Here is a 14,235-nt window from a genome sequence, read left to right as displayed (position 1 = left end):
TTCCTTTAATTTTTTTGCTGGCAGCGACGAAAAAATCACACCGTCAATGCGGTGAACTGGCGCGTATCGACTTGCGCTTTTTCAGGTGCATGCCACGGATCGCTCTCGCCTTCCAGAGAAAACAACAAGCGCTGGTACAGTTCCTGACGACGCTCTTCATCTTCCAGAATGATCTTCTTCACGTAGTCGAGACCGACCCGTGCCAGATAATGCACGGTGCGTTCCAGATACCAGCCTTCCTCGCGATACAGCTGCAAAAACGCGCCGGTGTATTCCATCACTTCTTCATGCGTTTTCAGCTTCACAAAGAATTGCGCAACCTCGGTTTTGATACCGCCATTGCCGCCGACATACACTTCCCAACCAGAATCGACGCCGATCACGCCAACGTCTTTAATCCCCGCCTCTGCACAGTTACGCGGGCAGCCGGACACCGCCAGCTTGACCTTATGCGGCGCATACATGCGTGCCAGTTCGCGTTCCAGTTGTTGTCCCATGAGGGTGGAATTCTGCGTGCCGAAGCGACACCATTCACTGCCGACGCAGGTTTTCACTGTGCGCAAACCTTTGGCATACGCCAGGCCACACGGCATACCAAGATCGCTCCACACCGCCGGTAAATCCTGTTTTTTCACACCGAGTAAATCTATCCGCTGACCGCCGGTGACTTTCACTGTCGGGATCTGATATTTATCGACCACGTCGGCGATCCGGCGCAATTCGGACGCATTGGTTTCGCCGCCCCACATGCGCGGAATCACAGAGTAAGTGCCGTCTTTCTGAATATTCGCATGCGAGCGTTCATTGATGAATCGTGATTGCGGATCATCAATCGCTTCGCGCGGCCAGGTGGAAATCAGGTAGTAATTCAGCGCCGGACGGCAGCTCGCACAACCATTCGGCGTGCGCCAGTTCATGAATTGCTGTACCGCTGCCACCGTCAGTAAATGCTGCTCTTTAATCGTTTGCCGAACCACAGCGTGCGAATGATCGGTGCAACTGCACATCGCCTTGGCTTTCGGCGTTGATGAATAATCGCCGCCCGCCGTGAACATAATGATCTGCTCGACCAGCCCGGTGCACGAACCACAGGAAGCCGAGGCTTTCGTGTGTTTGCGCACATCTTCCAGCGTGAATAAACCTTTTTCTTTGATCGCCTTGACGATAGTGCCTTTGCACACGCCATTGCAGCCGCAGACCTCGGCGCTGTCCGGCATCGCTGCGGCTTTGGTATGACCTTCGTGGCCGACATCGCCGGTATTCGATTCGCCAAACATCAGCGTGTCGCGAATCTCTGCGATATTTTTTCCTTCGCGCAGCAGTTTGAAATACCAGCTGCCATCCACCGTATCGCCATACAAACAAGCGCCGATCAGTTTGTCATCTTTGAGTACCAGCTTTTTGTAAACGCCGCCTATCGGGTCGGATAAAATGATTTCTTCGGTATCGTTGCCGCCCATGAATTCACCGGCAGAAAACAGATCAATGCCGGTGACTTTAAGTTTGGTGGATGTCACCGATCCCTGATAACGACCGATGCCGAAATTCGCCAGATGATTCGCGCACACCTTGGCCATTTCAAACAAAGGGGCAACCAGACCATACACCGTGCCACGATGATTCACGCATTCGCCGACGGCATAGATACGCGGGTCATAGGTTTGCATGGTGTCGTTGACGATGATGCCGCGATTGCAGTACAAGCCTGCGGATTCGGCCAGCGCCGTATTCGGACGTATACCCACCGCCATCACGATCAGTTGCGCCGGAATTTCCAACCCGTCGGTAAAACGTATCGCCTTGACCTGACCTTGTTCATCGCCGAGTATGGCTTCGGTATTTTTTTCGAGTAAAAAATTCAGGCCACGGTCTTCGAGTGACTTTTGCAGCATCTTGCCTGCCACCGGGTCGAGCTGCCTTTCCATCAGCCAGCCCGGCAAATGCACAACCGAGACCTGCATGCCGCGCATTTTCAGGCCATTCGCCGCTTCCAGTCCGAGCAATCCACCGCCGATCACCACTGCATGCGTATGCTGCTCGGCAGCAGCAATCATCGCATTCGTGTCATGGATATCGCGATAGGCGATCACGCCTTGCAAATCTTTGCCTGGCACTGGCAACATAAACGGCGTGGAGCCGGTTGCCAGCAAGAGTCTGTCGTATTCGGTCTGCGTGCCGTCTTCCGCAATCACCAGCCGTTTCACACGATCGATACGAACGATTTTTTTCCCCAGATGCAGCGTGATATGGTTTTCCTCATACCAATCCACATCATTGAGCATAATGTCTTTGATGGTCTGCTCACCAGCCAGTACCGGCGACAATAAAATCCGGTTGTAATTGGCGTAAGGTTCGGCACCGAAGACCGTGACGTCATACAGATCGGGGGCGATCTTCAGCAATTCTTCGAGCGTGCGTACACCCGCCATGCCATTCCCGACCATCACCAGTTTGAGCTTTTTCATTGTATGTCCCTGTTCTGTTTTGATTGCCGGGCTTACGCCACATCTTTGGCAGGATGCGACTGGCGGTGATACAAAAATTCCAGCACTTCACTGCGATACGCGGCATATTGCGGATTCTGTGACAGCGCCACACGATCACGCGGACGTGGCAGATCGACATGCAGAATTTCGCCTATCGTTGCCGCCGGGCCATTGGTCAGCATGACGATGCGATCCGACAGCAGCACCGCTTCGTCCACATCGTGCGTCACCATCACAACCGTAGATTCGGTTTTGGCGACGATCTTCAGCAATTCATCCTGCAAGTGTGCGCGGGTCAGCGCATCAAGCGCGCCGAAAGGTTCATCCATCAGCAAGACTTTCGGCTCGATGGCGAGCGCACGGGCGATGCCGACGCGTTGTTTCATGCCGCCGGAAATTTCATTCGGACGTTTTTTTTCCGCATGCGTCAGCCCCACCAGTGACAAGGCATGCATGGTGCGCTTGATCAGCTTGGTCTTATTTTCAGACGCGCCGAATACACGTTCGACCGCCAGATAAATATTTTCAAAGCACGTCAGCCACGGCAGCAGCGAATGATTCTGAAACACCACGCCGCGCTCCGGTGATGGCCCGGCAATCTCACGGTGCGCACACAACAAGGTGCCGGAGCTGGCTTTGGTCAGACCGGCAATCAGATTCAGCAAGGTCGATTTGCCGCAACCGGAGTGACCAATCAGGGTCACAAACTCACCTTTAGCGACGTTCAGATTAATCTCGCGCAACGCATGAAAGCTGCCTTTGCGCGTATCGAAACGCATCTCGACCTGATTGATTTCTATGTACTTCTGATCGGTTTCGCGCATTTTATTGCCTGCGGCATTGCTCATCGTTTCCATGTTCATGCTCCCGTATCTTCGTAGGTGAATGCGCGTGCCGCAGCAACCAGTATCTGTTCGAGTATCAGACCAACCAGGCCGATGACGATGATGGCAATAATGATGTGCGGTACGTTCAGGTTATTCCATTCATCCCAGACCCAGAAGCCGATACCGACGCCGCCGGTCAGCATTTCTGCTGCCACGATCACCAGCCATGCAGTGCCGATCGCGAGCCGCACACCGGTCAGCATGTAAGGCAAGACACTCGGCAACAAAATGCGGGTAACGATTTTCCATTCCGACAGATTCAGTACCCGCGCTACATTCATATAATCCTGCGGCACACGTTGCACACCGATCGCGGTGTTGATCACCATAGGCCAGATCGAGCAAATGAAAATCGACCAGATCGCTGCCGGATGCGCCGACTTGAATACCAGCAAACCGATAGGCAACCAAGCCAGCGGCGAGACGGGTTTCAGCAGGCTGATGACAGGATTAAACATGCCGGATAAAAACGGAAAACGCCCGATCAGAAAACCCAGCGGAATACCGACAATCGCTGCCAGCCCGAAGCCCACCGCGACGCGTTTCAGCGAGGCATAAATATTCCAGCCTATGCCCTGATCATTCGGCCCGTTTTGATAAAACGGATCAGAAAAAACTTTGATCGCTTCCTGCAAAGTCACCCACGGCGAAGGAAAAGAAGAATCTTTCACCGCGATAATCGACCAGATCAACATCATCAGTGCGATGCCAAACAAAGGTGGCAATACTTTGAGTAACAAAGGCCGGAATGAACGCTGCACCTGCTTTACCGGCGCTACAACTGTGTTTGCGACTGTGCCTGCGGTTACCGCTGCTACCGTTGTTGTGGCTGTTACCGCTGTTACTGCGCTTGCTGAAGTGACGCTGCTGATCTCAGCGGTAGTCAGTTTTTCTGTGGAACCGATTGCATCATGAACTAAGGTCGTCATACTTTCCTCCCGAAACCGCGTGTCAGGCTTTGATTTTGAACGAGGCGGCATACGCTGCAGGATTCTTACCATCCCACACCGTGCCATCCATCAGCTTGCTGCTGCGCATCACGTCTTTAGGCACATTCACCTTTGCCATCGCCGCCGCGTCTTTGTAGATATCAATCCGGTTCACTGCTTTTGCCACCGCCAGATAATCCGGATCGGCCTTCAGCAAGCCCCAGCGTTTATGCTGGGTCATGAACCACATGCCGTCTGACAGATACGGGAAATTCACCGCACCATCATTAAAGAATTTCATGTAATTCGGGTCGTCCCAGGTTTTACCCAGACCATTCTGATAGCGCCCTAAAATGCGCTGATTAATCACATCGACCGAGGTGTTCACATACGATTTGTCGGCGATCGTTTCTGCCATTTTGGTTTTGTTCGATAAGGACGCATCGATCCAGCGGCTTGCTTCCAGTATCGCCGCCGTCATCGCGCGCGCTGTGTTCGGATATTTTTTGGTGAATTCATCGGTGGTGCCGAGCACTTTTTCCGGATGGTCTTTCCAGATATCCTGCGTAGTTGCCGCCGTAATGCCGATGCCATCGGCAATCGCGCGGTGATTCCACGGTTCGCCGACACAATAACCATCCATATTGCCGACCCGCATATTCGCCACCATCTGCGGCGGCGGTACGGTAATGACCTTGGCATCTTTCAAGGGATGAATGCCATTGGCTGCCATCCAGTAATACAGCCACATCGCATGCGTACCGGTAGGGAAAGTCTGGGCAAACGTGTATTCACGTTTTTCGCGTGCCATCAGTTTGGCCAGACCAGCGCCATCCACCGCACCCTGATCCGCGAGCTTTTTCGACAAAGTGATCGCCTGACCATTGTTATTCAGCGTCATCAGCACCGACATATCTTTTTTCGCACCGCCTATGCCCATCTGCACGCCATACAGCAAACCGTATAAAACATGCGCCGCATCCAGCTCGCCATTGACCAGCTTATCGCGCACACTCGCCCAGGATGATTCCTTGGTCGGCACGATCTTGATGCCATACTTTTTATCAAAGCCCAGCACCGATGCCATCACCACGGAAGCGCAATCCGTGAGCGGAATAAAGCCTATGCGCACTTCTGTTTTTTCTGGTTTATCCGAGCCCGCCGCCCAGACACCGCCGGTCGATAAGCCCATCATGCTGGCTCCCGCAAACACGCCCGCGCTTTGCAACAAGCTGCGACGCGGCAAATTAATCGTTGCTTCATCATGGTGGGCTTCCTGATTCTGAGGTTGTTGCGGCTTAGTCATGTGCACTCCAGCGAATAAAAATTAATCCCAAAAAACAAAAAAGGTGCCTGCCATCCGTTTTTAAAAAACAGATGGAAAGACACCTTTGTCTGAACGACACCGCCGCCGTTAGCGGTGAACGCTGTATTCCCGGCAATTTCGTTCGCCGGTTGATTGGTCCTGCATTTTACTGACGCCATCGTTGGCGCTTGAATTTGTATGAGCAATTGCTGTGCCAGCAAGCGCCCAGAGTGAAATACGGTGAAAAAGCGAGGTTGCCAGCAACGCCCAACGCACTTTAGTTGTGCGGCGCACCAAAGCAGAACATCCTTGCGGCGCTATCCCAATAAATCCGAGGCATCCAGCAGACGCTGGGCAAGATCAACCAGTTTCATGTTTTTTTCCATCGCCTGCTTACGCAAACGCTGGTAAGCATCGTTCTCGGATAAATGATGGCGCTCCATCAGATAACCTTTGGCACGCTCTATGGTTTTACGCTCCGCCAGCCGCGCCTTGGTATCGGATAATTCCGTGCGCAGCTTCTGATCCGCATGAAACCTTGCCATCGCCACGTCGAGCACCGGCTTCACGCGCTCCGTCTGCAAACCCGCCACCACATACGCCGACACGCCCGCTTCCATCGCCGCCGCCAGTTGCGAAGGATTGCCGTCTTCGGTAAATAAAACGATAGGACGCGGCGCATCGCGCGTCGCAAACACCATGTGTTCCAGCACATCGCGGGCGTCGGATTCGGCATCGATGATAATCATGTCCGGCTGCAACTGCGCAATGCGCTCTATCATGTAAATATCACCCGGGATCGAGGCAATAATGTTGTAGCCCGCCTGCAGCAAACCTATCCGCAGCGCCCGCGACCGCGCCTGCTGAGCCTCCAGCGCCGCGCGTGCATCCGCATCCGGCTGATGCGCGTCATCCTGCAAATTCACAGTATTGACGACCACGATCTTCAGGCTGCTGTGTTCTGGCAAGGGATCAGGCTTGGAAAATGGCATGGTCAGCGGAGTGATTCAAAAGAAAAGACAAAAACAGGAAGCTGGCATGCAAGAAGCGAACCAGACCAGAGATCAATATCTGGTTCGCCAATTTATGTTGATCGCAGGCATGCATTAAAATGGCTTCGCTGCGCCAGATGCCGCCCCAAATAGCCCATAAATAGCCGATGATCTGTGACGCTTCATTTTCGACATCACTTTCCAACACTCCTTTTTTTTTGCACACGACCATTGCCATGTCCCTGACCTCTCCGTTGCTCGCTGCTATTCCCGGTATTCAATATGGTTTCGGCACGGCGCGCCATCTGGTGCCCAGCGCACTCAGCCCCTATTGGCATCACGTGCCGGAGAAAACGCAGGTGCATGGAACGCAGATCGTCGAGATCACCACCGGACAACAAATGTGCGGCGGTGCCGACGGCTTTTATACCCGCCAGCCGGGCATCCCCGTCACCGTGATTACCGCCGATTGTGTTCCCGTGCTGTTTGCACGACGCGATGGCAAAGCGATTGCCGCTGTGCATGCGGGCTGGCGCGGTCTGCGTTATGGTGTGATTGGCGCGCTGTGGCAACGACTGCGCGCCGAAGGGGAAGACCCGGCAGACTGGGTTGCCGCCATCGGTTCGCATATCAACGCCTGCTGTTTTGAAGTCAGCGCTGAACTCGCGCAGGAATTTGTCAGCGCGTTTGCAGACCATCCGGCCGAGCTCATCACGCCGTCGTACCGGCATCTGGATCTGAATGCGATTGCCGTCATCGAATTACAAAAAGCTGGTTTGCAGCATATCGACAAAGGCCATTCCTGCACGCTGTGCAGCAGCCACACCGATGGCAAATTCCTGTATCGCAGCTACCGCCGCGGCGACCGCAATTCCCATCAGCATTCGGGGCTGGTGATACTCCCGGCATCCTAACGCAATACAATCGGTCGTACGGCAAGTTTACAGGATGAGCTAGGCTCCGGTGAAAAGGAGCCCGGTTTGCTGTTACTGCCCTCCTCTTTTGATGCGACTGACCAGGCGTTCTGCGATCACCTTACCTTCCTTGAGCACATCATCGCTCAGATTGGCATCGTCAAATTTTGCTTTCGCTTCCCCACCGACCGACACGGAAATTATTTCGGCTGTCCGCAAATATGGTCGTACCATTTCTCCGACAACCGGATCTTTCGAAGCGATTTCAAGCGCATATCGGCTTGCACGTTGCGTATCAGCCGATATATCAAAAGTTGCAGCCTTATGGTAAGCGATATTGGTAAGCGATTTAATATCACCAGCCTGTGCGTCTTGCACCACACTTTGCAGCACGTCCGGTCGGCGCACACCTTGATTAAAACTCTCCACTGCCGCACCCGCTATTTTCTGTTCTATTGCCACATCCAGCACACGTAATCGCCATTGATCCCGATCCCCGGCTATGGTTTGACAATCAGCATTTATCCTTTGATATTTTTGAGTGCGTTCAACCGTTGCAGCACGAATCCCAGGATCTTCCAATGGCGAGGAATATGCTGGATCGAGCATCAGAGTCGCGACCTTGCATTCCCACAGCTTCGCAGCGACATCCATAGCCAGTTGTCCATCATGACTGTCGAGTACGCGGTGAATCTGACTATCGAGTGTGCCGGAGTACTTGTTCCAGTCTAAGTGTCGACCAGTTCCAGGGAGTGGAGCTTGCGGTTTATTTCGACTTTCATCTTCTGCCGTGGTAGTTCTGGTATTGGTCGAAAGAGATTCTGTATTTCCGAAAGTAGCGGCAGACCGAGTATCAGGTATTTGCGTAGTCACCGATACGTCTTCCGACTGCCTAGTGAAAAAAAGAAGCGCACTGCTCGCCAATAAGATCGCCAATATGGCTAAGCAAGCTCGTTGGATAGTGATCATTCTTCTTTCTTTGAATTAGATACGTTGCGATATCGTGGTCAGTTGAACGGATAAGCAAAGCTCCGGTGAAAAGGAGCCTTGCTTGATGTTACTGCCCTCCTCTTTTGATGCGACTAACCAGGCGTTCTGCGATCGCATTGGCTTCCTTGCGCATATCGTCGCTCAGATTGGCATCATCAAATTTTGGTTTCACCTCCCCGCCGAGTGACACAGAGGATACTTCAGCTGTACGTCGATATTTACCCACCATTTTCCCCACATCAGGGTCTTCCGACGCGACTACCAGCGCATAGCGGATCGCACGCTGCTTATCAGGAGATATATCAAAATCGGTAGTCTTATGAGAAGCCACATTAACCAACGACGCGATGTCCCCAACCTGAGCGTCTTGCACAACGGCCTGAAGTACTTCCGGTCTGCGCACACCGAGATTAAAACTTTCTACCGCAGCGCCAGCGACCCTCTTTTCTATCGCCACTTCCAGCAATCGCAAACGCCATTGATCCGGGTCTCCGGCAATAGTTTGACAGTCAGCATTAATTCTTTGATCATTTTGAATGCGTTTAAGTCTTGCTGCCTGAACTGCGACATCTTGCGATGGAGGTTGTTGCGGGAAATCAGTTGAATTCAGCATGCGAGCGACGAATGGACACTCCCATAACTTTTCAGCAACATCCATAGCCATTTCACCGTTATGACTTTCTAGTGCACGATGGATTTGGCTATCCAGTGTGCCGGGATACTTGTTCCAGTCTAAGTGCCTGCCAACTTCTGGAAGTGGGGCTTGCTGTTGTTTTTTACTTTCACCTTCAGTGCTGATGGTTTTAACGGCGATCGAAGGAAATGCAGTATTTCCGGAAATAACAGCTGACCCAGTATCGTGCATTTGTTTAATCACCGCCACATCGTCCGTCTGTCGGGTGAAAAAAAGAAGCGCACTGCTCGCCAATATGATCGCCAATATGACTAAGTATGGTCGTCGGATAATCATCGCTAGTCTTTCTGTGCTTTTGCAGAACAAAAATCATACTTTAGGTTGATACCCCACTTCGCATTGTCGAATGCTCTGCCGCTTGTAGATGCACAGTCCATTCCTACCCCGCCAATTGTTATAGTGCCATTCTCATATCGCAAATCTAATGTTGCCGACAATTCCAGCCACTGCTGATACAACATGCCCGGCCAACTGCTATTTTTTGACGCGCAAACGCCCATACTTTGCGTATACTTGAGGCGCGCATCGGTCAGGTCATCATTTTTCTGAGCATCACACTTTGCTTGTTCTGCGGCCTTTTGTTGAGCTGTCCGCTTCGCTGGCGCTTCCGAACGACCGCCGTCACTACCGCCGCCGCCATCGCCACCAATGCCGCCACCGCCATTTGACGGCGAGAGATCGGGCATCCCATCCCACCCGCATGCAGCAGATTGGTGACCGTCAGAGCAGTCTGTCTGATCGGAGATAACCACCGTGCCTCCAACATTTGCCCATGCGCCTGGTGCGTATTGAATGACGAAAACAAACAGCGCTGACGATACCATTGCAGGAATGCGGCTACTTAGCGGCATCATTTTTTTATGCAAAATAGACATATTTTTTAAAATAAGTTAATCAATAAAAGTGACCATTTGATATTTACAATTACCAAAAACACATTTTTATTGTTGCACAAAATCAATTAAATTTAAGTTTTTCGTGGCAATAGTTGCAATTTTGACTCACTTTAGAAATTAATTTGACTTATTGAGTTATCTGTTAGCCAATTCTGACTAGCGAGGAAAAATTGGGTTATTGATCAATATCGACTTCTCTAAGATGAGTACTTGGCCTGACCGTATCTACTTCCAGCGTTTGTGCTGAGTACGTGCTGAGTAATATCCATGACTTTATCAACGTACGTCACGAAAAGCAGTCTGGCTCCCCCCATGCGGCTCACAGGAAATAAAGGAAGTATCTTCGGGAAAACATGCAGTTGCCATCTGACGCTGAACGCGATTGCGGTCATCGAATTACAAAAAGCTGGCTTGCAGCATATCGATAAAGGCCATTCCTGCACGCTGTGCAGCAGCCACACCGATGGCAAATTTCTGTATCGCAGCTACCGTCGCGGCGACCGCAATTCCCATCAGCATTCGGGTCTGGTGATACTCCCGTAATCAGCATTTTCAGGGGAGTATCTGCGTTTTTCGCCTTATTGTCAGCGTAAAACAAGGGGCTTTAAATATACTCCCCCTAGTATATTGAAGGCATCAAAACCCGTTTCGGCATACGTCATTGCTCACGAACGACCTAAGTCGTTCCGTCGTACGACCTCTTTTATTCACACTTTTTTGTTTATACCCGACTATCCAAACGCATCGTTCAGCGCGGCTTGCCATAAACGCGTTCTGCATTTTTCCAGGCGATCATTTGCGCTTGTTCATCTGGCAGTTGGCCGAGAATATGGCGCCAGCGACTGACGATGTGACCGTATTTATCCCAGCGAAAATCTTTGTGTGCATCGGTGGCAAACATAAAGCGTGTCGGAAAACGATCAAGCAAGGCGCGCCATTCAGGAAGAATCACGCCACAGTCATCAATCATCGCGCCGCCAAGTTGCGCAGATTTTTCTTCGCTGCTGAGGCTGCGCTGGTCTTTTTCCGTTTTCGACAAGCTGATAATAACGTTCTCATGCTGCGACAACACCGTTTCTACCTGCGCCGCCGAGCCAAAGCCAGCGTGCGGCCAGATGAATGTCAGTTGTGGAAATTTTCCGTATAAGGCATGAAACGCAGGCCAGTCGCGGTTCCAGTTATACACTTCCCAATGCGTCATCACCGGTGACTTCAATGCTTGCAGCTCCTGCATCAGTTGCAAGACATTCGGTTTATCAGCGGAAACGTAACGCTCCCCGCTGGTGGTTTGTTCACCATGAGATTTATCGCCATGCGCAAACATGATTTCGCCGACAAACTGATACGGCCCGTCCCGTAACCCGGACAAAGTCTGACGCAGATACATCGCTGACACATCGCCCCTCAAATCAAACCATTTGGGCGTACCGATAATAAATTTCTGCGGAAAATTTTTCTTCAGCGCCAGAACATCGGCATCGCCATTACTTTTATGAGTCAGACGCCCGAACAGTGCCATCCCCTGCACACCCGACTTGTCCATCTTCGCCAATACCTGATCGTACATTCCACGATCAATCTGCGCCATCGCATCAAACAAGACACCATGATATTTAGCAGATTTTTCTTCGGATTCACACATCGCCAGCGCAGAAACAGAAACACTGAGACCAGCGATCACAAGCACAATACGTTTGATCATGTTGAGGCAAGCTTTCAAAAAGGGTGGCAAGCGAACTTCAAAAGTAACTGTGATGTTCGCACAAAACACCCTCATCGTCGACGCTGACGCGTGTAGTCAGAACGGGGGAAACAGTATAAGAAATATGAGGCAGAGATTTTTCATAGGCGGCGAATTGAACGCTGAGCAATCAAAAAAAAGTCCTTGAAAAACGTGCCGTCGTCATGAAATGATGCCATTCACGGCGTTCAATTATCTCAGATCAGCACCGATTGCACTGGTCGCCGCATAGCCGATGCCGTTCTGGGGCCGTGGCCAAAGCGCACCACCAGATCAGGTCTGCGCGGCGCGATACCAAGAAAATTGGCAAACTGGGGGCGCAATGCAGACACCTCGACCGGCTGATTTAAAAATGCATTACGTATATCCAGCGCCGCAGATTGCAGCGCAAAGCGTTCATAACAGCGCCCCACCGCCAGCCAATCGGCAGGGCTGCTGCCATCGGCAACGAACACCGCAATCCCCGCAGAACTGCGCACCTGTTTCGCATATTTATCGTTCTCGCTTTTTGGCGTGAAAAACAAATCAAATAAAACGCCGCCCAGCGACGAAGGCAACGATGGATTGCCGGACAAAGCCGAGTACAGCCCATCGCCCATTTGCATCGCATCGTCCGCATTAAAACGCATCCATTTCTTCAGCTCTGCAATGAAAGCATGATCCTGCATCTGTGCGGTATTGCCCTGAACAACGTATTCCAACACATTCTCCATCGCCGTCCGTTGCGTCAGCAAGATCAGGCGCACACCGTTGCCACTGCCAGCGCGCTGCAATAAATCGAGTTCCTGTGTCGTCAAGGGTTTGCCATCGTAATCAGTACGGGTACTCTGACGCGCAGGAATAGCCTGAAACAGCGGAGACGCCAGCGCACGCGTCGGTTCCAGCGCTAAGCGCAGTGCGTTCCCCGCCGCTGCATCAACACTGCTGTGCGCCATCAGCCCATGCGCCAGTGCAGCCTGCGCCAGATTCTCTGCGGCACAACCAAGCGAGACGAAAAGATGATGATCATCCGGATCAACTGCCGGACATCGGCGCGAAAAATCCGGCAGTATCGAAATCGCGTTGTCGTCGATATGAAATTTCCAGCATTGCGTATTGTGACTCGACGGTGCCAGCGTCGCATAGCGCACCAGCTCACGCAAGAGCGCCGCTTTTTCATTCGGCATCGCCGCACTGTGCCGCCAAAGATCGCGACTCGCAACGTCGTAACGCCCCTCTGCTCCCGAAAAACACGATGTTAACGTCGTCAAACCGCCAACCGCAGCCAGCGTAGAAAGTGTAAATACCCGCCGGGAAATCATGGTTAATTCCTTAGTGAGATAGCTAAATGTTGAGGTTGCAGAAAATATCGCTGATGACGGCAAAAAAAATAAATTCAGGTCAAATCACATACAAATACTACTCATAAAAAACGGAAGGTTTATTGATGCTGATTTATAAATCCCGGATTGCTTTTTATTTTTCGTTGAACTGAAGTATATGTCGCCACCCGACGCAGGCGACAAACCGACACCGCGTTTATTCCGGATGAAATTACCGACGCGGCGTGCTAAGGTCTCACACCTCTGTCGCCTTCCTTTTTAAATACACCATGCCTGCCAGTGTTCTACGTCAGTTATTTTCCACCGTCACTTTATTGATCGCCGCACTGCTCGTCGTTGATGCAGTTTTTCTGATGTCCACCGGGCTGGTGAATTTCGGGGTGGTGCTGCCGCTGTGCATCGGTTGCGGGCTGATTGTCTTACGCTGGAAATGGCAGCAATTCGGGCGCTGGCGTTCGCAAAGAGTGTGGCGACAGAAAGTCTGGATGCTGGCGCAGTTGCTGGCTGGTGCGTGGTTGCTGAGCCTGATTCTGTTTTTCATTTTCTTACAACGCACCAATGATGCCGCCGGGCTGACCGACAAAAATACGGCGGCGGTCAAAGCCATCATGGTGTTGGGCTCGGGTTCATTGAAATGCAGTGCATCGCCAACGCTGGCGGCGCGGCTGGATCTGGGGCTGGAATGGGCGCGGCGTTTGCCTGCGGCGAAGGTACTGGTGACGGGTGGAAAAAACTGGACGCTGCCGTGTGCCGAAGCGCAGATCATGGGCGATTACCTGCGCGCGCATGGGCTGGTGGCCGGACGCATCATTCAGGAAGAACGCAGCACCACGACGTATGAAAATCTGTTGTTCAGCCAGCCTTTGCTGGAAAAAAATGCGGTGACACCGCACGATGAAATACTCATCGTCAGCAGTGATTTTCATGTGCTGCGGGCACGCATGATTGCGCGTCGGCTGGGTTGGTCGTCGGTGCAGACTGCCGGCGCAACGACGCCGCTTTACATACGTTATAACGATTGGCTACGCGAATACTTCTCATTCATCAAGGGCTTTTTACTCCGCATGTATTGATGCAG

At 52.0% G+C, this 14,235-nt stretch carries 14 protein-coding genes; 3 read left to right on the top strand and 11 right to left on the bottom strand.

Annotation, left to right across the window (positions count from 1 at the left end; genetic code table 11):
- Nucleotides 1-35 precede the first annotated feature (35 nt).
- The 6 genes from nirB to H8K38_RS01610 form a co-directional block, all read right to left on the bottom strand.
- Nucleotides 36-2,465 (bottom strand): nitrite reductase large subunit NirB, encoded by a 2,430-nt coding sequence (gene nirB / locus H8K38_RS01635; protein WP_186883035.1) that lies wholly within the window; start codon nucleotides 2,463-2,465, stop codon nucleotides 36-38.
- A 32-nt stretch (nucleotides 2,466-2,497) separates the two neighbouring features.
- Nucleotides 2,498-3,334, bottom strand: coding sequence for an ABC transporter ATP-binding protein (locus H8K38_RS01630; RefSeq protein ID WP_370587046.1), 837 nt, complete (start codon nucleotides 3,332-3,334; stop codon nucleotides 2,498-2,500).
- An 11-nt stretch (nucleotides 3,335-3,345) separates the two neighbouring features.
- Nucleotides 3,346-4,302, bottom strand: a complete 957-nt coding sequence (ntrB, locus tag H8K38_RS01625) for a nitrate ABC transporter permease (protein WP_255422785.1) — start codon at nucleotides 4,300-4,302, stop codon at nucleotides 3,346-3,348.
- Between the two features lie 22 nt (nucleotides 4,303-4,324).
- Nucleotides 4,325-5,497: a CmpA/NrtA family ABC transporter substrate-binding protein gene (locus H8K38_RS01620; RefSeq protein WP_370587045.1), complete on the bottom strand. Its 1,173-nt coding sequence runs from the start codon at nucleotides 5,495-5,497 to the stop codon at nucleotides 4,325-4,327.
- 428 nt (nucleotides 5,498-5,925) lie between these two features.
- Nucleotides 5,926-6,600: an ANTAR domain-containing response regulator gene (locus tag H8K38_RS01615; protein WP_186883033.1), complete on the bottom strand. Its 675-nt coding sequence runs from the start codon at nucleotides 6,598-6,600 to the stop codon at nucleotides 5,926-5,928.
- On the bottom strand, nucleotides 6,581-6,838 hold the full coding sequence (locus tag H8K38_RS01610; RefSeq protein WP_186883032.1) for a hypothetical protein: 258 nt from the start codon (nucleotides 6,836-6,838) through the stop codon (nucleotides 6,581-6,583). The genes H8K38_RS01615 and H8K38_RS01610 overlap by 20 nt, the downstream gene beginning before the upstream one ends.
- Here H8K38_RS01610 and H8K38_RS01605 point away from each other — a divergent pair.
- Nucleotides 6,837-7,514, top strand: a complete 678-nt coding sequence (locus tag H8K38_RS01605) for a polyphenol oxidase family protein (protein WP_186883031.1) — start codon at nucleotides 6,837-6,839, stop codon at nucleotides 7,512-7,514. The genes H8K38_RS01610 and H8K38_RS01605 overlap by 2 nt on opposite strands.
- 72 nt (nucleotides 7,515-7,586) lie before the next feature.
- On the opposite strand, the gene H8K38_RS01600 is transcribed toward H8K38_RS01605, so the two are convergent.
- From H8K38_RS01600 to H8K38_RS01590, 3 genes are all read right to left on the bottom strand, one after another.
- Nucleotides 7,587-8,483 (bottom strand): hypothetical protein, encoded by an 897-nt coding sequence (locus H8K38_RS01600; protein ID WP_186883030.1) that lies wholly within the window; start codon nucleotides 8,481-8,483, stop codon nucleotides 7,587-7,589.
- 88 nt (nucleotides 8,484-8,571) lie between these two features.
- Complete coding sequence (locus H8K38_RS01595; RefSeq protein ID WP_222610714.1) at nucleotides 8,572-9,432, bottom strand: hypothetical protein; 861 nt, start codon at nucleotides 9,430-9,432, stop codon at nucleotides 8,572-8,574.
- A 44-nt stretch (nucleotides 9,433-9,476) separates the two neighbouring features.
- Complete coding sequence (locus H8K38_RS01590; protein ID WP_186883028.1) at nucleotides 9,477-10,052, bottom strand: hypothetical protein; 576 nt, start codon at nucleotides 10,050-10,052, stop codon at nucleotides 9,477-9,479.
- 309 nt (nucleotides 10,053-10,361) lie between these two features.
- Here H8K38_RS01590 and H8K38_RS01585 point away from each other — a divergent pair, with 309 nt between their 5' ends.
- Nucleotides 10,362-10,637, top strand: a complete 276-nt coding sequence (locus H8K38_RS01585; RefSeq protein WP_186883027.1) for a hypothetical protein — start codon at nucleotides 10,362-10,364, stop codon at nucleotides 10,635-10,637.
- A 205-nt stretch (nucleotides 10,638-10,842) separates the two neighbouring features.
- Here H8K38_RS01585 and H8K38_RS01580 read toward each other — a convergent pair whose 3' ends face one another.
- Together H8K38_RS01580 and H8K38_RS01575 are read right to left on the bottom strand one after the other, a co-directional pair.
- Nucleotides 10,843-11,796, bottom strand: a complete 954-nt coding sequence (locus H8K38_RS01580) for an amidohydrolase family protein (RefSeq protein WP_186883026.1) — start codon at nucleotides 11,794-11,796, stop codon at nucleotides 10,843-10,845.
- A 236-nt stretch (nucleotides 11,797-12,032) separates the two neighbouring features.
- Nucleotides 12,033-13,136: a Tat pathway signal protein gene (locus tag H8K38_RS01575; RefSeq protein ID WP_186883025.1), complete on the bottom strand. Its 1,104-nt coding sequence runs from the start codon at nucleotides 13,134-13,136 to the stop codon at nucleotides 12,033-12,035.
- 290 nt (nucleotides 13,137-13,426) lie between these two features.
- Here H8K38_RS01575 and H8K38_RS01570 point away from each other — a divergent pair, with 290 nt between their 5' ends.
- On the top strand, nucleotides 13,427-14,230 hold the full coding sequence (locus H8K38_RS01570; RefSeq protein WP_186883024.1) for a YdcF family protein: 804 nt from the start codon (nucleotides 13,427-13,429) through the stop codon (nucleotides 14,228-14,230).
- Nucleotides 14,231-14,235 lie beyond the last annotated feature (5 nt).

It is taken from the genome of Undibacterium sp. FT79W (genome assembly GCF_014284215.1).
In the GTDB taxonomy this organism is placed as follows: domain Bacteria; phylum Pseudomonadota; class Gammaproteobacteria; order Burkholderiales; family Burkholderiaceae_D; genus Undibacterium; species Undibacterium aquatile.
Note: the sequence above shows the minus strand (reverse complement) of the source record. Positions and strands in the feature narration are given on the sequence as shown.